The 19496-nt window shown below is 63.6% G+C and carries 15 protein-coding genes; 9 read left to right on the top strand and 6 right to left on the bottom strand.

What is annotated here, in order from left to right; translation table 11 throughout:
* The first annotated feature begins 694 nt into the window (after nucleotides 1–694).
* Nucleotides 695–4345, top strand: a complete 3651-nt coding sequence (locus tag A8B82_RS02025) for a vitamin B12-dependent ribonucleotide reductase (protein ID WP_067287687.1) — start codon at nucleotides 695–697, stop codon at nucleotides 4343–4345.
* A gap of 698 nt (nucleotides 4346–5043) precedes the next feature.
* On the opposite strand, the gene A8B82_RS02020 is transcribed toward A8B82_RS02025, so the two are convergent.
* The gene (locus A8B82_RS02020; RefSeq protein WP_067287685.1) at nucleotides 5044–5955 is read right to left on the bottom strand and encodes a LysR family transcriptional regulator; all 912 of its coding nucleotides are present in this window, start codon (nucleotides 5953–5955) and stop codon (nucleotides 5044–5046) included.
* Nucleotides 5956–6082: 127 nt separating this feature from the next.
* Between A8B82_RS02020 and A8B82_RS02015 the strand changes: the two genes are divergently transcribed.
* Nucleotides 6083–6481 carry a RidA family protein gene (locus A8B82_RS02015; protein WP_067287683.1) on the top strand — a complete coding sequence of 133 codons (399 nt, stop codon included), beginning with the start codon at nucleotides 6083–6085 and terminating at the stop codon, nucleotides 6479–6481.
* Between the two features lie 16 nt (nucleotides 6482–6497).
* Here A8B82_RS02015 and A8B82_RS02010 read toward each other — a convergent pair whose 3' ends face one another.
* Together A8B82_RS02010 and A8B82_RS02005 are read right to left on the bottom strand one after the other, a co-directional pair.
* Nucleotides 6498–7022 carry a CatB-related O-acetyltransferase gene (locus tag A8B82_RS02010; RefSeq protein WP_067287681.1) on the bottom strand — a complete coding sequence of 175 codons (525 nt, stop codon included), beginning with the start codon at nucleotides 7020–7022 and terminating at the stop codon, nucleotides 6498–6500.
* 47 nt (nucleotides 7023–7069) lie between these two features.
* Nucleotides 7070–7591: an RNA polymerase sigma factor gene (locus A8B82_RS02005; protein ID WP_067287679.1), complete on the bottom strand. Its 522-nt coding sequence runs from the start codon at nucleotides 7589–7591 to the stop codon at nucleotides 7070–7072.
* Nucleotides 7592–7831: 240 nt separating this feature from the next.
* Between A8B82_RS02005 and A8B82_RS02000 the strand changes: the two genes are divergently transcribed.
* Complete coding sequence (locus tag A8B82_RS02000; protein ID WP_067287678.1) at nucleotides 7832–8089, top strand: hypothetical protein; 258 nt, start codon at nucleotides 7832–7834, stop codon at nucleotides 8087–8089.
* Nucleotides 8090–8204: 115 nt separating this feature from the next.
* Here A8B82_RS02000 and A8B82_RS01995 read toward each other — a convergent pair whose 3' ends face one another.
* Nucleotides 8205–9743 carry a trimethylamine methyltransferase family protein gene (locus A8B82_RS01995; RefSeq protein WP_067287676.1) on the bottom strand — a complete coding sequence of 513 codons (1539 nt, stop codon included), beginning with the start codon at nucleotides 9741–9743 and terminating at the stop codon, nucleotides 8205–8207.
* A 429-nt stretch (nucleotides 9744–10172) separates the two neighbouring features.
* On the opposite strand from A8B82_RS01995, the gene A8B82_RS01990 reads away from it, so the two are divergent.
* Entirely contained in the window at nucleotides 10173–10772 is a 600-nt protein-coding gene (locus tag A8B82_RS01990) for an outer membrane protein (RefSeq protein WP_067287674.1), read from the top strand.
* A gap of 74 nt (nucleotides 10773–10846) precedes the next feature.
* Here A8B82_RS01990 and A8B82_RS01985 read toward each other — a convergent pair whose 3' ends face one another.
* Nucleotides 10847–12025 (bottom strand): pyridoxal phosphate-dependent aminotransferase, encoded by a 1179-nt coding sequence (locus A8B82_RS01985; RefSeq protein WP_067287672.1) that lies wholly within the window; start codon nucleotides 12023–12025, stop codon nucleotides 10847–10849.
* Between the two features lie 224 nt (nucleotides 12026–12249).
* Between A8B82_RS01985 and cysS the strand changes: the two genes are divergently transcribed.
* The 5 genes from cysS (at nucleotide 12250) to A8B82_RS01955 (ending at nucleotide 17919) form a co-directional block, all read left to right on the top strand.
* Complete coding sequence (cysS, locus tag A8B82_RS01975; protein ID WP_067287669.1) at nucleotides 12250–13635, top strand: cysteine--tRNA ligase; 1386 nt, start codon at nucleotides 12250–12252, stop codon at nucleotides 13633–13635.
* A 184-nt stretch (nucleotides 13636–13819) separates the two neighbouring features.
* Complete coding sequence (gene cimA, locus A8B82_RS01970; RefSeq protein ID WP_067287668.1) at nucleotides 13820–15433, top strand: citramalate synthase; 1614 nt, start codon at nucleotides 13820–13822, stop codon at nucleotides 15431–15433.
* A gap of 5 nt (nucleotides 15434–15438) precedes the next feature.
* Nucleotides 15439–16419 carry an alpha/beta hydrolase gene (locus tag A8B82_RS01965; protein WP_082899093.1) on the top strand — a complete coding sequence of 327 codons (981 nt, stop codon included), beginning with the start codon at nucleotides 15439–15441 and terminating at the stop codon, nucleotides 16417–16419.
* A complete protein-coding gene (locus A8B82_RS01960; RefSeq protein WP_067287664.1) occupies nucleotides 16409–17155 on the top strand; it encodes a class I SAM-dependent methyltransferase in 747 nt (248 codons plus the stop codon). Before A8B82_RS01965 ends, A8B82_RS01960 begins: the two co-directional genes overlap by 11 nt.
* The gene (locus tag A8B82_RS01955) at nucleotides 17155–17919 is read left to right on the top strand and encodes a squalene/phytoene synthase family protein (protein WP_067287663.1); all 765 of its coding nucleotides are present in this window, start codon (nucleotides 17155–17157) and stop codon (nucleotides 17917–17919) included. The genes A8B82_RS01960 and A8B82_RS01955 overlap by 1 nt, the downstream gene beginning before the upstream one ends.
* Nucleotides 17920–17929: 10 nt before the next feature.
* Here A8B82_RS01955 and A8B82_RS01950 read toward each other — a convergent pair whose 3' ends face one another.
* The gene (locus A8B82_RS01950) at nucleotides 17930–19201 is read right to left on the bottom strand and encodes an MFS transporter (RefSeq protein ID WP_067287661.1); all 1272 of its coding nucleotides are present in this window, start codon (nucleotides 19199–19201) and stop codon (nucleotides 17930–17932) included.
* Between the last annotated feature and the right edge of the window lie 295 nt (nucleotides 19202–19496).

Here is a 19496-nt window from a genome sequence, read left to right as displayed (position 1 = left end):
AGAGTCTACCAACCGGACCCTGGCGGCCGTCGCGCCGCTGTGTGCCAGCCCGGCCCGATGCGGCTGACCCCCTACATGTGGTGTGTTTGCCTCATTCACCTTCCAGATGCGGTGGGTGTTTGCCGGCGATTCTTGACCTGAGGCACAGGCCAACGTGACATTTTTGTGAATCGCGGCAGGATTTTTCGATAAAACCAAATCGCCACCTTTTGGCCAAGTTGTTCACAGCACCTCTGTGGATAACTTCATGCAATGGGTGAGCCATTACCCCTAAATGTGCCGTAACATTTGGAGAATAGCGCTGGGGACGGGACCTCCCCCATCCGGGGGGGGCTGGGGATATTAACCGTATGAATCGGAGCCCGACAGGTCGCGCAAAAATACTGGCTTCGGTCAACCATAAAGATTGGAAGAATTTTCAAAAAATTCGTTGACCCGAACCCCCATGATACGTCAGTTTGTGTAGACCGACGATGACGCCACAATATGTAGTGGTTAACGCTCGCAGGGCGCATCAGGGCAGAAGACAGGCACCAGACGTAACTTCGTTAAATGCTGCAAGAACGCAGAGGGACAGGTTCCTTCCGTGGTCGGTCCTTCCGTGCCTTTTGTCGGCAATGAATGGGGTGGGGACGGCCTGCAATGACAGGTGGGTTTCCGTAGATTGTAAATGCTGGATATGAGGCAGTAAAAAATGAAAATTGAACGTCAGTTTACGACCGCAGGCAAAGACGCATACGCGGACCTGGATTTTGTCAGCACAATTTCCGAAATCCGCAATCCGGACGGCTCCGTCGTGTTCAAGCTCGACGATGTCGAAGTGCCTTCCGGCTGGAGCCAGGTCGCAAGTGACGTCATCGCGCAGAAATATTTCCGCAAGGCGGGCGTGCCCTCCGCGTTGAAAAAGGTGAAGGAAAAGGGCGTGCCCGAATTCCTGTGGCGCTCTGTGCCCGCTGAAGGGGCCGAAATGGGCGGTGAAACCTCTTCCAAGCAGGTGTTCGACCGTCTGGCCGGTGCCTGGGCCTATTGGGGCTGGAAAGGTGGCTATTTCACCACCGAAGAAGACGCCCGCGCCTATTTTGACGAAATGCGCCACATGCTGGCCAGCCAGCGCGCGGCCCCCAACAGCCCGCAGTGGTTCAATACCGGCCTGCATTGGGCTTACGGCATCGACGGTCCCGCGCAGGGCCATTACTATGTCGATTACAAGACCGGCAAACTGACCCGTTCCAAATCCTCTTACGAACACCCCCAACCGCACGCCTGCTTTATCCAGTCGGTCGCGGACGATCTGGTAGGCGATGGCGGCATCATGGACCTGTGGGTCCGCGAGGCGCGTCTGTTCAAATACGGCTCCGGCACCGGCACCAACTTCTCCTCGCTGCGCGCAGCCGGTGAGAAACTGTCGGGCGGTGGCAAATCATCCGGCCTGATGGGCTTTCTCAAGATCGGCGACCGTGCCGCCGGTGCCATCAAATCGGGCGGCACCACGCGCCGCGCGGCCAAGATGGTGATCGTCGATGCCGACCACCCCGATATCGAGGAATTCATCAACTGGAAGGTGCTCGAAGAGCAGAAGGTCGCCTCCATCGTTGCGGGCTCCAAGATGCACGAACAGAAGCTGAACCTTCTGTTCAAGGCGATCAAGGAATGGGACGGTGCAGTGGCAGATGCCTATGATCCGGCCAAGAATGACGCGCTGAAACAGGCGATCCGCGAAGCCAAGAAGGTCGCCATCCCGGAAACATACGTCGAACGCGTGCTGGACTATGCCAAGCAGGGCCACACCAGCATCGAATTCCCGACCTATGACACCGACTGGGATTCAGAGGCCTACAACTCCGTTTCCGGCCAGAACTCCAACAACTCGATCCGCGTGACCAACGCCTTCCTGACCGCCGTTGAAAAAGACGCCGACTGGGAATTGACCGACCGCACCACCGGCAAGGTGGCCAAGACCATCCGCGCCCGTGACCTCTGGGCCCAGGTTGGCCATGCCGCATGGGCCTGTGCCGATCCCGGCATCCAGTACCACGACACGGTGAACGACTGGCACACATGCCCCGAAGACGGCGCGATCCGCGGCTCCAACCCGTGCTCCGAATACATGTTCCTGGACGATACCGCCTGCAACCTGGCGTCGATGAACCTGCTGACCTTCCTTGAGGACGGTGTGTTCAACGTCGAAGCCTATATGCACGCCGCGCGTCTGTGGACCGTGACGCTGGAAATCTCGGTGATGATGGCGCAGTTCCCCTCCAGGGAAATCGCGCAGCGGTCCTATGACTTCCGCACGCTGGGTCTGGGCTATGCGAACATCGGCGGCTTGCTGATGAACATGGGCTATTCCTATGACAGCGACGAGGGCCGCGCGCTTTGCGGGGCGCTGACCGCGATCATGACCGGCGTGTCCTATGCCACCTCTGCCGAGATGGCGGGCGAGCTGGGGGCATTTCCGGGCTATGAAAAGAACGGCAGCCACATGCTGCGCGTCATCCGCAACCACCGCAATGCGGCCTACGGCAATGACACCGGCTATGAATTGCTGTCGGTCAAGCCCGTCCCGCTCGACCACGCCAACTGCCCGCAGCCCGGTCTGGTCGATGTGGCCATGTCCACCTGGGACGAGGCGCTGACCCTGGGCGAGGAACACGGCTATCGCAACGCGCAGGTTTCCGTGATCGCGCCGACCGGCACCATCGGTCTGGTGATGGATTGCGACACAACCGGCATCGAGCCTGACTTTGCCCTGGTGAAGTTCAAGAAGCTGGCCGGGGGTGGCTATTTCAAGATCATCAACCAGTCGGTGCCTGCGGCGCTGGAAAAGCAGGGCTATGGCTCCGCCCAGATCGAGGAAATCGTGTCCTACGCCGTGGGCCACGGCACCATCGGCAATGCGCCCGGCATCAACCACACCTCGCTGGCAGGCCACGGCTTTGGCCCGAACGAACTGGCCAAGGTGGACAAGGCGCTGGCCTCGGCCTTTGACATCCGCTTTGTGTTCAACCAATGGACCCTGGGCGCGGATTTCTGCAAGAACGTGCTGGGCATCCCGGCGGACAAGCTGAACGATCCGACCTTCGACCTGCTGAAATCGCTTGGTTTCACCCGTGCCGACATCGACGCGGCCAACGACCACGTCTGTGGCACCATGACGCTGGAAAGGGCACCGCACCTGAAGCAAGAGCATTACAGCATCTTCGACTGTGCCAACCCCTGCGGCAAGAAGGGCAAGCGCTACCTGTCGGTCAACAGCCACATCTACATGATGGCAGCGGCGCAAAGCTTCATCTCGGGCGCGATCTCCAAGACGATCAACATGCCCAATGACGCAAGCATCGAGGATTGCCAGAAAGCCTATGAACTGTCCTGGAGCCTGGGGATCAAGGCCAACGCGCTCTACCGCGACGGCTCGAAACTCAGCCAGCCGCTGGCCGCGGCCCTGATCGAAGATGATGACGAGGCGGCGGAGGTGCTGGAAAGCGGCTCCCTGCAGGAGAAAGCCACCGTGCTGGCCGAAAAGATCGTGGAAAAGGTGATCGTCAAGGAGATCATCAAATCGCACCGCGAAAAGATGCCCCAACGCCGCAAGGGCTATACCCAGAAGGCCAACGTGGGCGGCCACAAGGTCTATCTGCGCACCGGTGAATACGGGGACGGCAAGCTGGGCGAGATCTTTATCGACATGCACAAGGAAGGTGCCGGGTTCCGCGCGATGATGAACAACTTCGCCATCGCGGTGTCGGTCGGGCTTCAGTACGGCGTGCCGCTGGAGGAATTCGTCGATGCCTTCACCTTCACCAAGTTCGAACCTGCGGGCATGGTGCAGGGCAATGACAGCATCAAGAACGCGACCTCGATCCTTGACTACATCTTCCGCGAGCTGGCGGTCAGCTACCTCGACCGGACCGATCTGGCCCATGTGAAGCCGGAAGGTGCCACATTTGACGATCTGGGCCGGGGCGAAGAGGAAGAAGGCGTGGCAAATGTCTCCGAAATCTCGGAAAGCGCCGCGACCAAGAGCCTCGAAGTGCTGCGACAGATCAGCTCGACCGGCTATCTGCGCAACCGTCTGCCGCAGGAACTGGTGGTGCTTCAGGGCGGCCAGCGCGAGATGGCAGCCGCCGTCGCCGCAGCCGCGCCGCAGGTCAACGGCAATGCCGCTGTCGCGATGTCGGCAAGCACATCGGTGGCCACCGGAGCGGTCAGCATGGATGCCCGGACCAAGGCCAAGATGCAGGGCTACGAAGGCGAGGCCTGCGGCGAATGCGGCAACTACACGCTGGTGCGCAACGGGACCTGCATGAAGTGCAACACCTGCGGTGGGACGTCGGGCTGTAGCTGAAGGGAAGATCAAATGTTGTGGGATGAGCGAAAGCACAAAATGCCTCGCATAAAGCCCTTACGGCCAAAACTACAAGAACCCGAGCCGCTGCTCAGGCCGATTGAAGTACCAGAGGAGGCGAGATGGTGTGGGTTTTGCACTTTTTATATCCTTCCTAAGGATTTGAACCGAAAAGACTGCGCGCTTTGCGGCGGACAGTTTTGATAACAAACCGGGTGGGTTCTCATGGTTTGCGGTGCAAACCATCGCCACCCACTCCGCAGCCCCGGCACAGCCGGGGCGCGGGACACGGAGCGCGTGCGCGTGCTCTGGACGACGTTCAGGCCGCAGGCAAAAAAACACCGAGCGGTTAACAAATTGAGCTTGAACGGCGAAACTCAAGGGGGCACTTCGGTGCTCCCTTTTTCTGTCTGAAAGGATGAGAGCTGACTCCGGCCTTTTCAAGGAAAGGCCTCTGTCAGGGGAGATTGCGTTTGAAGGGTAAACGCAATCGGAACGGCGAAACTGGAGGAGGGCTTCGGCTCTCTTTTTTTTCTGTCTGAAAGGATGAGAGCTGACTCCGGCCTTTGAAACAAATGCCCTTTGCCGTACATGCAGCCCACGCAGAGAACGGCCGGCTTGAGCCCATGTTGAACGATGCCTGCCAGGCCAGGTTCGCTGATGCAGCGATACGATCTGCACCGCGTGCCGGGCCGCACTTACGCAGGTCGGGACAAGCGCCGACTATGGGCGACGAGCGCATCCGCAAAGGCGGACATCGCGTTGGATATGTCGCGCGACGGGTAGAAAAGGAAGAAACCCGGAACCGGCGCAAGGTGGTCGTCCAGGACGGTCACCAACCGGCCCGCATGAAGCTCCTCACTCACCATATGATGCCATAGGTAAGCGAGCCCCAGCCCTTGCATCGCCGCTTGCCGCAGCAGGGCACCGTCATTGAAGACGCTGCCGGCAGGTTTGTGGTGGTCCGTCTTGCCCGAAGCCCCGGTAAACCGCCACGGCATCACCCGACGGCCGGACTGCATGCGGTATCCCAGGCAGGTATGTTGACCCAGGTCGCCGGGGCATTCGGGTGTTCCCGCGCGGGCAAGGTAGTCCGGTGCGGCGACCACGACGGGACGGGTTTCTGTCGTGAGGCGCCGCGCAATCATGTCCTGTTCAAGCCGATCGCCGAGGCGAATGCCGCCGTCGAAGCGCCCCTGGACCAGGTCATCGAGCGTGTCCGTGGCCGCGATCTCGACCCTGACGCCGGGGTAGTCAGCTTGAAAGGCGGGGAGCATCGGCAGCACCAGCAGCTCCGCCGCATCTCGCCCCATGGTAAGGCGGAGGGTGCCTGTGGGTTGGTCCGCGCTGGCATCTAGTTGCGACAGGGCCGCCGCTATTTCATCAAGGGCAGGGCCAAGCCGCGAGAGCAATGCTTCGCCAACAGCCGTCGGCGCGACCGAGCGTGTGGTGCGCGACAACAGACGCTGGCCGATGTCCGTCTCGAGGCGGCGGATTGCGTGGCTCAACGCGGATTGCGATACGCCCAGCTCCGCCGCGGCCTTGGTGAAGCTGCCCTGTTCGGCCACGACGCGAAGCGCCGCAAGGGTATCAAGTCGGTCGCGTGCCATTTATGACTCCATTTCATTAACCCCAGAGAAATGACGGACTTCCGGCGCAAATGAAAGGTCCATATCTGTTGGTCATGAAACACAGCGCGCCCCGAATGCGGCACCGCGAGAGAAATAGGATACCTCAATGACTGACATGATCACCCGGATGAACCCGCCCTCCCTGCCAGACACTACGGCAATCGGCTATGCGCAGATCTCGGTCGCAGAGCCAGGGCGCATGGCCTTCGTGTCGGGACAAGTGGCCAGCGCAGAAGCCGTTGAAATAGGTTTTGACGCGCAGGTGGCTGACGTGATGGCGAAAGCTGCCGCCGCGCTTGAAGCACTGGATGCAACCCCCGCAGACATCGTCATGGCGCGGGTCTACGTGGTCGACCTTGACCAGGCCCGGCTGGGCGCGACGGTCGAAAGGTTCAACGCCTTCTGCAACGGAGCCACGCCGTCGCTGACCGGTGTCGGCGTCGCCGCGCTGGCCGGTCCCGGTCTGCTGATCGAAATGGAGTTGCAGGTTCGATTGCGCACTTGACCTCCCGGACTTCGGGTCAGGCCAGGCCGTGCTCTTTTTCCAGACGGTCGATGATCCGCCGTGCTTCGCCGGGCTCTGCCAACCACCATTCCGATGCCAGGATCGCCTCCTGCACCGGTGGCTCGAACCTGTAGCCCACGATCCGGGCGGGAGAGCCGACGGCGATGGCAAAGGGTGGTATGTCCTTGTTGGCAAAGGAATTCGCGCCCAGGACCGCACCATGCCCCATGTGCACACCGCGCCGCACGATGGCATCGACGCCGATCCAGGCGTCGTGGTCGATCACACAGTCACCACGGGTCAGGACGGCATAGCCATCCTCATAGAACATGCTGCTGGTCGAGACCCGCGTCAGCGCATGTTCCCCGTTGCCGATGGACACGTGATCGCCAATCGACACATAGCGGCCGATCTGTGCCTTGGTGACGGAACAGTTCTGACCCAGATAGCTATGCGCGCCAATCTGGGTGTCCTTGCTGATGCGGCACAGGCGGCTGATCTTGACCTGCGGGTAGCGGCGGCGTGTGCGGAACAGCTTCATCGGATTCTCCTGAATTCTGCCCGTTGTGTCGCCTTGCCGCGCAGGGATCAAGGGGGTGTGGTTTCGCCCAGGGTTTCGCGCAGCTTCGCACGGCCCCTGGCCAGCCGGGACATGACGGTGCCAAGCGGCAGGCCCGTGGCCTGCGCCAGATGCGCGGGCGAGGTCTCGCCGCGGGCCACGCGCCACAGCAGATCGGCCTGATCCTCCGGCAGGGTCTCCATCGCGCGCAGCACATCGGCGCATTCCAACCGGGCCGGGGCCAGGGGCGCGGTCACTGCCATCTCCTCGGTCAGTTCTTCGGTCTGGCGGGTGCCGCGCCAGCGGTGCCGCGCGAGGTTGTGCAGCATGATCATCGCATAGCGGTCGGGGGCCTGAATATCCGCATCCCCCGCCAGCAGTTGCCACAGCTTCAGTGCCACCTCCTGGGCCAGGTCTTCGGCGTCATCCGCGCTGCGGGCCAGTTTGCGGGCGCGGGCACGCAGGCGGGGCATCAGGGCGTCAAATGCGCATGGGTCGGTCTTGGGGCCAGTCTCGGGGCCGGTGCCGGGGGCTGTCAGGCGGTCTGTCATGGTGCTGCCTCGTGCAATTTTCCGGCAGCATGCCGATTTAACCCGACACAACCAGTTGGGGAATTTCCGCCGAAGTGGCATAGCGGGGCTTTTTGGGCGGCGCATTGCCCATGGCCAGGGGCCGGGTCGGCAGGCCTTCGCGCGCCGCATTGGGGGGATGAACGCAAACCGCCCCGGATGCGTCTAACCCTCTGAAGGCAGCAAGACCTTCGACAACAAACCACGAAAAGGAAGTATCACATGACACATGTATCCAAAGTCACCCTCGCCGCACTGACAGCCCTCTGCCTGCCCGCCTATGCGATGGGGGCCGGGGTCGCGGATCTGGACGCCAACGGCGACGGGTTGCTCAGCGTGACCGAGGTGCAGGCGGTCTACCCGGATGTGACGGCAGAGCAATACTCGGCCATGGACCTGAACGCCGATGGCGCGCTGGACGATGCCGAAGTGCAGTCCGCACAGGAAGCGGGCGTGATGCCCACCTCCGACGAGGGCTGAGGCCTTTCACAGGTTCGGGGCATGGGGGCGGCACGGCAGCGACATCAGACCCCCCACGCCCCGATGAGGTCCGGTGCCACGGCGCCGGACCTTTTTTCTTGTGCAAAGGGGCGTCTCAGCCGGGCAGGTGGATCTTGAACCGACGGCGCAATGTGGCATCGGTCACCGGGTCGAAGCGCGCAGGCGCACGCCGGGCCAGGATTTCCTCCTTGCGCCGCGTCGCTTTCACGATCAGGTCCGGCTTGTCCTTTTCCGCCCATTCCTTGGGCGAGGTCCGGTCGCCCAGCTTCGGATAGACGTGATCCGATTCCATCCGGCCCAAAGTCTGCTCGGTGCCCAGGTAATGACCCGGCCCGCCGATGCAGACCGCGCGGATTTCCTCCACCGCCAGCGTCTCCTCCGTCACCTCGATCCCGCGCACGCAGCGCAGGGCCTGGCCGATCAGGTCGTCGCCCAGGATCAGGCTTTCGTGGCAGAACCCCAGCAGGGAGGCATGCATCCCTGCCGCCTCATAGATCATGTTGCAGCCCGACAGCCCCGCCATCACGTTGGAACACATCTGCTCCCAACCCGCCTGCATGTCCGGCAGCTTGCTGTCTGCGATCCCGGCGGCGGCCCCGCCCGGCAGGCCGTAGAATTTGTGCATCTGCGCGCAACCGGCAGTCAGCAGCGCCTGTTCGCCAGACCCGCCTGTCATCGCCCCCGACCGCAGGTCCAGCCCGAAGGGCCAGGTGCCAAAGATCGCCGGATGCCCCGGTCTGACCGCGTTGACATAGACCAGCCCGGCCAGACATTCGGCCACAGCCTGCACGATGGCGCCTGCCACGGTCGAAGGGGCGGTGGCCCCGGCCATGCCCGCCGACAGCAGCAGGACCGGCATGCCACCCGCGATACAGGCCTCCATCACCATGCAGCTTTCGGTGGCGAATTTCATCGGCGGCACGACAAAGCAGTTGGAGTTCGACACGAAAGGCCGTTCGCGCCATTTGTCCTCGCCGCCCGCGATGATGTGCAGCATTTCCAGCGCCTCTGCCACATAGGACGGATCGGTAAAAGAGGTGCCCACATGTTTGCCGGTGCCTGCGCAGCAGGCATAGATCGTGTTCAGGTCCATCTCGCGGTTGTCGGGGATGTCGCGGCAGACCATGGGGCGTTGCAGAAAATGGATGTTGTCCAGCGCGTCGCAGATGCGGGCCGCGTCATGCAGGTCCTGCACGCCGCATTCGCGGTAGCTGCGGCCCAGGGCATCGACCATATGCACCGCCGCCCCGGCGGTGCCGTAATGCACCCGGTTGCCCGAGAGTTCCAGATCATGCAGGCGATCCCGGCTGAACAGGGTCACGCTGCGGTTGGCGCGCGCGATGGTGTCCTCGACCAGCGCGCGGGGAAAGCGGATGCGCCCGTCCTCGCCCAGAATCGCGCCTGCGCCGGTCAGATGGGCAATGCCGCTGGGCGGCGCATCGGCCAGGCCGATTTCCTCAAGCGCTGTCAGGGCGGCGTTGTGAATGTCGGCCATGCCCTTGTCGCTCAGCGGGCGATACTGACCGCCCTCCAGGCCGGGGCGGATCGGGCGCAGGTGCTGCGCAAGCGGGGCGGCACGGGCGGCACGGCGGGCGGCGCGGCCCCCTGTGCGTGTCGGTGAAAGATCTGTCATGATGATGTTCCGATGGAAGAGGTGCAGGGCAGGCGGGGGTCAGCGCCGCTGCGGCGCGCCACGGGCTGCACGGCCCCGTTCCGCCCCGATCGTGCGGATGATGCGTGAAATGATGCACAGATCGGCGTTCAATGGCGTCTCCCTTGCCCTTACCGTGCAAAGCGCGCCGCATCCCGTCTGTTCCGTTTACGACCGCGCGGCCCGTTTGCGACCCGTGCAGATGCGGCATGATTTTGCCTGCGCAGCGAAAGGTTCCGCGCGTTTTTCACCTCAAGCTGAAAGCAGCCGATGCAAAACCGGCAATTGCGCAACTTCCGGCCCATCGCGGGAGCGTGAGCAGACATTGCGCAACCGATACCTATGTTCCGGGTTCATCCAACAACCGCGCATCACGCGGGATGAAGAAAAGACAATGCCAAGGAGCAGAACATGAACAAGTATATCAAGATCAGTGCCATCACACTTGCCGCAAGCACAGCGATGGGTGGCGCGGCCTATGCGGGTAATCTGGCAGAGCCGGTGGTCGAAGACCCGGTCTATGCGCCCGCACCTGCACCGCAGCAGATTTCCAGCGACTGGACCGGCTTCTATACCGGTCTGCAACTGGGGTATGGCGATGTTGACGGTCCGGGCGTGCTCGACGGCGACAACGGCACCTATGGTTTCCACGCCGGGTACGACTATGACCTGGGCAACTACGTCATCGGTGGCGAACTGGACTATGACAAGACCGACATCGACCTGAACGGCGGCGCGGCGAATGTCGATTCCGTGGCCCGTCTGAAGTTCAAGGGCGGTTACGACCTTGGCAACACGCTGATCTACGCAACCGCCGGTGCGGCCCGTGCCGACACCTCTCTGGGTGATGAAACCGGCCCGTTTGCCGGTATCGGCGCGACCTACAAGATCACCGACAGCTACACGGTCGGTGCCGAAGTGCTGCATCACAAGTTCGATGATCTGGGCGGTGTTGCAGGTGCGGACGCTGATGCGACAACCTTCACCGTGCGCGGTTCCATGCGTTTCTAAGGCGGTCAGCCGAAAATGTGACAAAGGCCGGGGTGGCAACGCCCCGGCCTTTTGCGTTTGATGCGCGCCGTGCCTTACGCCGCTTCGGCGCGCTCCCGGGCAAAGCCGCAGAGGGTGGAAAGGGCTTCGGCAAAACGGTTGTCATCCACCGTCATCGCAACCCGCAGATGTCCGGCGGCGGCACGGCCAAAGCTTTCCCCCGGCATCACAGCGATATGATGCGCCTCCAGCAGCGCCTCGGCAAAGGCCTCGCCGCTCAGCCCGGTACTGCGGATGTCCAGCATCAGGTACATGGCACCGTCCGAGGGCACCAGCGTGACCGCATTCTGCCCGGCCAGAATGTCATGCGCCAGCGCCCGGCGACGGCGGAAGGGTTCACCGACCTCCGCCTCGAACGCCGGTCCCTGATCCAGCGCAAAGACGGCCGCATCCTGAATGAACCCCGGCACGCCATAGGTGGTATGGGTCGCCAGGTTGGTCAGATGCTCGATCATCTCGACCGGCCCCACGATCCAGCCGCAGCGCGAGCCTGTCATGGCGTGGGATTTCGACATCGAACCGATCACCAGCGTGCGATCCGCCATGCCGGGCAGGGCGCGGGGGCTGATGTGCTCGCCCTTCCAGACCTGGGTGTCATAGACCTCGTCCGAGATCAGCCAGAGGTTGTGATCGGCGCAGACCTGCGCGATGCCCTCCAGCGTTGCGCGGCTGTAGACGACGCCGGTGGGGTTGTTGGGCGAATTGACCAGCAGCGATTTAGCGCCCTTGGCCACAGCCGCGATATCCGCCGCACGGGGCTGGAACCCCGCGTCAGGGTCCGCCGCGATGGCCAGCGGCTCGGCGCCCGCGCCACGGATGGTGCCGGGGTAGGTGGCATAATAGGGGTCGATGAACAGCGCGGTGTCGCCCGCATCGCAGCAGCCGATGTGGGTCGCAAACAGCCCGGCCTGACCGCCCGGCGTGATCAGCACGTTGTCGCGGGTTGTCGGCACGCCGGTGCGTCTGGCGACCCGCGCGGCCACCCGGTCGCGCAGCGCATTGGTGCCGGGCACGGCGGCATATCCGGTGTGACCCTCGATCGCCGCGCGGTGCATGTCCTGCAGGATCGGGGCAGCGGTGCCGATGTCATGTTCCCCGATGGTCAGCTCGGTGACCTTCGTGCCCTCGGCGATCATGCGGCGCGCTTTGGTAAAGACGCCCCATCCGTCAGAGCCGCCTCCCAGGATGTGGCTGATACGGTGTGATGCTTGCATGGCGACGCTCCTTGTTGTGACGCGCGCAGGGGCGCAGAGGCGGCGCGATTTGTCAATCAGCCTTGACCTGCGGCGGGCTTGGGCGTACCCCATCCCCCATGACCACGATGACCTGCAAAACACGCATCATTATTACCTGCTGAGATTTCTCGCGGGCGTGCTCATGTCGTTTTCATTCTGAACCAGATGTGGCATCCCGCGCCAGACATGGCCGAGGACGACCGATGACGACAATCAGACTGCACAATACCAGGACCCGCAAGCGCGAGGACTTCGTGCCGATTTCAGCCGATGACGTGCGGATGTATGTCTGTGGGCCGACGGTCTATGACCGCGCCCATATCGGCAACGCGCGGCCCGTGATCGTGTTCGACGTGCTCTACCGGCTGCTGCGGCATGTCTATGGCGCGGGTCACGTCAGCTATGTGCGCAATTTCACCGATGTGGACGACAAGATCAACGCGCGCGCCGCCGAAAGCGGCCAGCCGATAGCCGAGATCACGGCAAAGACGACGCGCTGGTTCCTCGAAGACATGGCAGCCATCGGCGCGCTGGAACCCTCGCTGAAAGGGGCGGAACACGATCGCGCCATGCCCCGCGCCACCGCCTATATCGACGAGATGATTGCGATGATCCAGGACCTTGTTGCCAGGGATCACGCCTATGCCGCCGAGGGGCATGTGCTGTTCCGGGTGCGGTCCTATGCCGAATACGGCGCGCTGTCGGGGCGGTCTGTCGATGACATGATCGCCGGTGCGCGGGTCGAGGTTGCGCCCTACAAGGAGGATCCGCTGGATTTCGTGCTGTGGAAGCCGTCGGACGACGCGACGCCGGGATGGGACAGCCCCTGGGGCCGGGGCCGCCCCGGCTGGCACATCGAATGTTCCGCCATGGCCGAGGCGCTGCTGGGCGATACCTTTGACATTCATGGCGGCGGCAACGATCTGACCTTTCCGCACCACGAGAACGAAATTGCGCAATCGAAATGCGCGGGCCACGGCTTTGCCAATGTCTGGATGCATAACGAGATGTTGCAGGTCGAGGGCCGCAAGATGTCCAAATCGCTGGGCAACTTCTTTACCGTGCGGGACCTGCTGGATCAGGGGGTGCCGGGCGAGGTGATCCGCTTTGTTTTCCTGTCCACACATTACCGCAAGCCGATGGACTGGACGGACAAGAAGCGCGAGGAGGCGGAGCGCGTGCTGCGCAAGTGGTACACCCAGGTGGCCGGGGCCGAGGCGACAGCCCCGACGTCCGAAGCGGTGGCGCTGCTGGCCGATGATCTGAACTCCCACGGCGTGCTGACCCTGTGCCACAAGCTGTCGGGCGAGAATGACATCGCCGGGCTGCGCGGCGCGCTGGGGCTGCTGGGGCTGTTGGGCGACAAGATACCCGAATGGGCGGTGGAACAGGCCTATGACCTGACCGACGTCGAAGCCTTCCTGAGCGATGCGCGGGTGACCGCGATGGAAACCAAGGATTTCGCCGAGGTGGACCGGATCAAGGCGGCGCTGACCGGGCTGGGGATCGAGGTGCAGATGGGCAAGGACGGCGTCAAGCTGAAAGCGCCGCCGGGCTTTGACGGTGCCGGTCTGGAAGGTGTGTTATGACGGATTTCGCAACAGAGGGCCGCGGCCGACCTGGAGGGGGCGGCGTGCCGTTGGCTGACCGCGCTGCCGCTGCTGGCCCCTGCACCGGCTTGGCCAAGTCGGACCTTGCAATCGCGCCCTCCCGGGGGAGGTCGGGCGCGGCCCGGCGATGCCGGGCGGAACAACTGCGCGGGAGGGCACAGCAATGAAAACCCGTCTATACCTCTATGACACCACCCTGCGCGACGGGCAGCAGACGCAGGATGTGCAGTTCTCCACCGATGAAAAGCACCAGATCGCCCGCGCGCTGGACGCGCTGGGGGTGGATTATATCGAAGGCGGCTGGCCCGGTGCCAACCCCACCGACAATGCCTTTTTCGATGCGGCACCAAAAACCACCGCCAAGCTGACCGCCTTTGGCATGACCAAACGTCTTGGCATCTCGGCGCAGAATGACGATGTGCTGGCGGCTGTCATGAACGCAGGCACAAAATCGGTCTGTCTGGTGGGCAAGACCCATGAATTCCACGTCACCCGCGCGCTTGGCATCACGCTGGACGAAAACCTGAGCCTGCTGCGCGACAGCATTGCCCACCTGACGGCATCGGGCCGCGAGGCGCTGTTTGACGCGGAACATTTCTTTGACGGCTACAAGGCCAATCCGGACTATGCCCTGTCCTGCCTGAAAACCGTGCTGGACGCGGGCGCGCGCTGGATCGTGCTCTGTGACACCAACGGCGGCACCTTGCCTGCCGAAGTGGGGCGGATCACGGCGGAAGTCATCGCGGCGGGCATTCCGGGCGAAAAGCTCGGGATTCACACCCATGACGACACCAACAACGCCGTGGCCTGCACCCTGGCCGCCGTGGATGCGGGCGCACGCCAGATCCAGGGCACGCTGAACGGGCTGGGCGAACGCTGCGGCAATGCCAACCTGACGGCGCTGATCCCGATCCTGCTGCTGAAGGAACCCTATGCCAGCCGCTTTGAGACGGGCATCAGCCAGAAGGCGCTGAAGTCGCTGACCCGGACCAGCCGCATGCTGGACGAGATATTGAACCGGGTGCCGCAGAAACAGGCCGCTTTTGTCGGGGCGTCGGCCTTTGCCCACAAGGCCGGGCTGCACGCCAGCGCAATCGCGAAAGACCCCAGCACCTACGAACACATTGAACCCGCGACCGTGGGCAACGCGCGCATCATCCCGATGTCCAATCAGGCGGGCCAGTCCAACCTGAGAAGCCGCCTGACAGATGCGGGGCTGAAGGTTGCCAAGGGCGATCCGGCCCTGGCGCAGATCCTCGAAGAGGTGAAAGCCCGCGAGGCCATCGGCTATGCCTATGACACGGCGCAGGCCAGTTTCGAATTGCTGGCGCGCGAGGCTTTGGGCCAGATGCCCGACCTTTTCGAGGTCAAGCGCTACCGGGTCACGGTCGAACGGCGCAAGAACAAGTATGACAAGATGGTCACCGTGTCCGAGGCCGTGGTGGTGATCAAGGTCGATGGCGAGAAACGCCTGTCGGTCAGCGAGTCGATGGACGAAGACGGCAACGACCGCGGCCCGGTGAACGCGCTGTCCAAGGCGCTGGCCAAGGATCTGGGCCAGTATTCGGCGCTGATCGAGGACATGCGCCTGATCGACTTTAAGGTGCGCATCACCCAGGGCGGCACAGAGGCGGTGACCCGCGTCATCATCGACAGCGAGGACGGGCAGGGCAACCGCTGGTCCACCGTGGGGGTCAGCGCGAACATAGTGGACGCCAGTTTCGAGGCGCTGCTGGACGCGATCCGCTGGAAGCTGATCCGCGACCTGAAGGGGTGAGGGGCATGGTGCTTGCCATTCTCAAATTTCTGGCGATTTCGGTTGCGATCACCGGGGCGATTGCCCTGATCCTGATTGCGTCGGAACGGCCCGGTCGGCTCAGCGGTACGGCAGGCCTTGATTTCAGCGGGCCACTGTCGGCGGCAGGCACGCCTGCGCAACCACAGGAAACCGTCCCCCTGCGCGACGGGTTCGGGATGCAGGTCCGGTCTTATGATAGCGGGCGGGAAAGTGCGCCGCTGCTGGTGCTGGTGCATGGGTCGGGCTGGCACGGCTTGCAGTTCGATGCACTTGCCCGGCGCTTGTCGGCCCGCGCCGATGTGCTGGTGCCGGACCTGCGCGGTCACGGGGCGCAACCGGGCAAGCGCGGCGATCTGGCCTATATCGGACAATTCGAGGATGACCTCGCCGACCTCATTAACGCGCGCCGCAAGCCGGGGCAAAAACTCATTCTGGGCGGTCATTCCTCCGGCGGCGGGCTGGTGGTGCGCTTTGCCGGTGGACCATATGGCGACATGCTGGACGGGGCGGTGCTGCTGGCCCCCTTCCTGAAACACAACGCCCCGACAACCCGGCCCAACTCCGGTGGCTGGGCACAGCCGCTGACCCGGCGCATCATCGGGCTGAGCATCCTCAACACGTTCCGCATCACGGCGCTGAACCATCTCACGGTGATGCAGTTCAACATGCCGCAGGCGGTGCTGGACGGCCCGCTGGGCGATACGGCGACGACCGCCTATTCCTACCGGCTGAACACATCCTACGCCCCGCGCGGCGATTATCTGGCCGATGTGGCAGCGCTGCCGCCCTTCCTGCTGGTGGCGGGCGAAGCGGACGAAGCCTTTGACGCCGCCGCCTACCAGCCGGTGATGCAGGCAGTGACCGACAAGGGCCGTTACCTGCTGGTTCCCGACACGGGCCATCTGGCGATTGTCGATGCCCCTGAAACCGCCAATGCCATAGAAGGTTTCCTTGATGACTTCTGACGACATGACCGCCTTTTTCCAACTGCATCGCGACCTGCCCCGCGAGGGGCCGGGCGAGGCGGCGGATGTCGCCTGGGCCACCGCCCTTGCGGATATCGCACCCACCGCGCGGATGGCGGATGTGGCCTGTGGTCCGGGGGGCGACATCCCGGCGCTGCTTGAGGCCGCACCACAGGGTCACGTCACCGCGCTGGACAAGACCGCGCATTTCGTGAAAGAGGCCCGCACCCGCTGGCAGGCCGACCCGCGCGTGACGCTGCTGCGCGCCGACATGGCCGCGATCCACAATGAATATGATTTCATCTGGTGTGCGGGGGCAGTCTATTTCATGGGGGTGACAGAGGCGCTGACCGCCTGGCGCAGGGCGCTGCGCCCCGGCGGCGTGATCGCCTTTTCCGAGGCCTGCTGGTTCAGCGACAGCCCGTCACCCCGCGCGACGCAGCAGTGGCAGCATTATTCCGCGATGACCGATGCCGACGGAATCGCGGCGCGGGTCACGGCCGCAGGCTATGAGACCATCGCGACCCGCAGGCTGTCGGATGCGGCCTGGGAAGGCTATTACACCCCGATCGACGCCCGCATTGCCAGCCTGCGTCCGGGCGCGGATGCCGCTTTTGCCGCCGTGCTGGACCAAGCTGAAGAGGAAGCCGCCTGCTGGCGCGCGCACCGGGATGAATTCGGCTATCTGCTCAGCCTCGTGCGGCCCTTGCCCCGGTCCGGGTCTGCTGGCCGCTGATGGCTTTTGACGCTGATCTGACAGCCTGTGCCGCCTTGGTTGAGCGGGGCGACCCGCTGCGCTTTCGCGCGGCGATGGCAGCGCCGGTTGCGGCGCGGCGGGTGCTGTTCCCGCTTTATGCCTTTAACGTCGAGGTGGCGCGCGCGCCCTGGGTCACGCAGGAAACCATGATCGCCGAGATGCGGCTGCAATGGTGGCGCGACGTCTGCGAAGAGATCGCGCAGGGTGGCCCGGTGCGCCGCCACGAGGTCACGACACCACTGGCGGATCTGATCGACGCCGATGATGCAGGGCTGCTCGATGAACTCGTGGCCGCCCGGCGCTGGGATGTCTATCGCGATGCCTTTGAGGATGTGGAACATTTCGCCCGCTACATGGATCAGACATCGGGCAATCTGACCTGGGTTGCGGCCCGCAGGCTGGGGCAGGCGGATGAAGCCGTGGTGCGCGATGCCGCCTTTGGCGCGGGGGTTGCCGCATGGTTCCACGCGATCCCGGAACTGGTGGCGGCGGGCAGGGTGCCCCTGCTGGACGGCAGGGCCGAGGGTCTGCGCGCGCTGGCCCGCGAGGCGCAGGACCGTCTGGCGCGGGCACGAAAAAACCGCAGACAAGTGTCCCGCGATGCCAGGGTCGCCTTGCTGCATGTGGGGCAGGCGGATGCGGTGCTAAAGGCGGTGATCAATGACCCTACGGCGGTGGCCGAGGGGCGCTTGCCCACCGCCGATCCCGGCCTCGCCTGGCGCGCCCTGACCGGGCGCTGGTAGGCCCTGTCCCTCAGGCGGCCTGCCGCGCCTTGCGGCTGAACACCAGCCAGATCAGCGAACCGCCCGCCAGCGTCAGAAACGGGATCATCGCCCAGTTCACCGCCGCCCAGCCTTCGACAGGTGAACCACCCGAGCAGTTCATCAGCCCGCCCGAGGCCAGCGAGGCCATGGTCACGCCGCCAAAGACGATCAGATCGTTCAACCCCTGCATCCGGCCCCGCTCATGCGGCGCATGGGCCCCGGCCAACATCGTGGTGGCCCCGATGAAGCCAAAGTTCCAGCCCAGCCCCAGCAGGATCAGCGCGATAAAGAAGTTCTCCAGCGCCACCCCCTGCAGGGCCACAACACCGGCGGCCCCCAGGATCAGGATGCCCAGCCCCATGATCCGTTCGACCCCGAAGCGGGCGATCAGGTGGCCGGTGAAAAACGATGGCGCGAACATCGCCAGCACATGGCCCGTGACCACGTTTGACGCGATGTCGAGGAATGATTTCAGCCGCTCGGTCTCGGTCATGCCCGCGGTGGCATCCGGGCCTATCAGATCACCGCTCAGCCCGCAGCCGACGACGGCCAGCGGCGTCGAGGTCATCACCAGGTTCATCAGCGCATAGGACACGGTCGCACAGATCACCGCCACGGCAATGCGCGGGGTGCGGATCAGTTCCATCCGGCTGCGGCCGCGCGGCGCGTCATGGGCCGGGACCGGCGGCTTGGGAATGTCGATGAACAGGAACAGCAGGCTGCCCACGACATTCACCCCGATGGCGGCGATATAGGTGCCAAGGAAGGGGATCACATAGGCATCCGCCGTCCATTTCACAATCTGCGGCCCCATCACGGCAGAGACAAGCCCCCCCGCCATCACATAGGAAATCGCCTTGGGACGAAAGGCATCCGAGGCGGTATCTGCGGCGGCAAAACGGTAGAACCCCTGCGCGGACATGTAGATGCCGGTCAGCAGCGAGCCTGCCAGAAAGATCGGGAAGGAGGCGATGTAAAGCCCGTAGGCCCCGACAGCGCCGCCAAGTGCGCCCCCGGCCGTTCCCAGAAAGAACCCCGCGCGCCGCCCATAGCGCTGCATGATGGCCGAAACCGGCGTGGCCGAGAGCATCGAGCCGAGCACGATCATCGAGATCGGCAGCGTGGCAAAGCAGATGTTGCTGGCCAGTGATTGCCCCGCAAGGCCACCCACCACAAAAAGCATCGGCATTTGCGCGCCCAGCAGGGCCTGCGCCAGAACAAGGATGGTTACGTTGCGCTTGGCGCGGCTGTCATCAATCATGGGGTCTCGTCCGTTTGTTGGGGCTAGGGGTACTCCTGCTCTGGCGGGGGGGCAAGCCCCCGGCACCTTCGGCTTGAGACCGGGCTTTTGTGGTTCTGTTGAGCGTCAATGTCGAACGTCGCGCACCTGTGACAGGATGCACGGGATTTTTGTGAATCCTGCCAACGAGCCGCGTCACGCAATATTGGCGCAAACGTCAAGCATTCCTGGCCCAAACCCGACCTTCGACGCGGTTTGGGTCAAAGTCGGCAGAGCGGACTTGGACGAAACCGCTCTCGCGGTATTGGTGCTTGTG

Source organism: Sulfitobacter sp. EhC04, from assembly GCF_001650875.1.
GTDB lineage: Bacteria > Pseudomonadota > Alphaproteobacteria > Rhodobacterales > Rhodobacteraceae > Sulfitobacter.
Note: the sequence above shows the minus strand (reverse complement) of the source record. Positions and strands in the feature narration are given on the sequence as shown.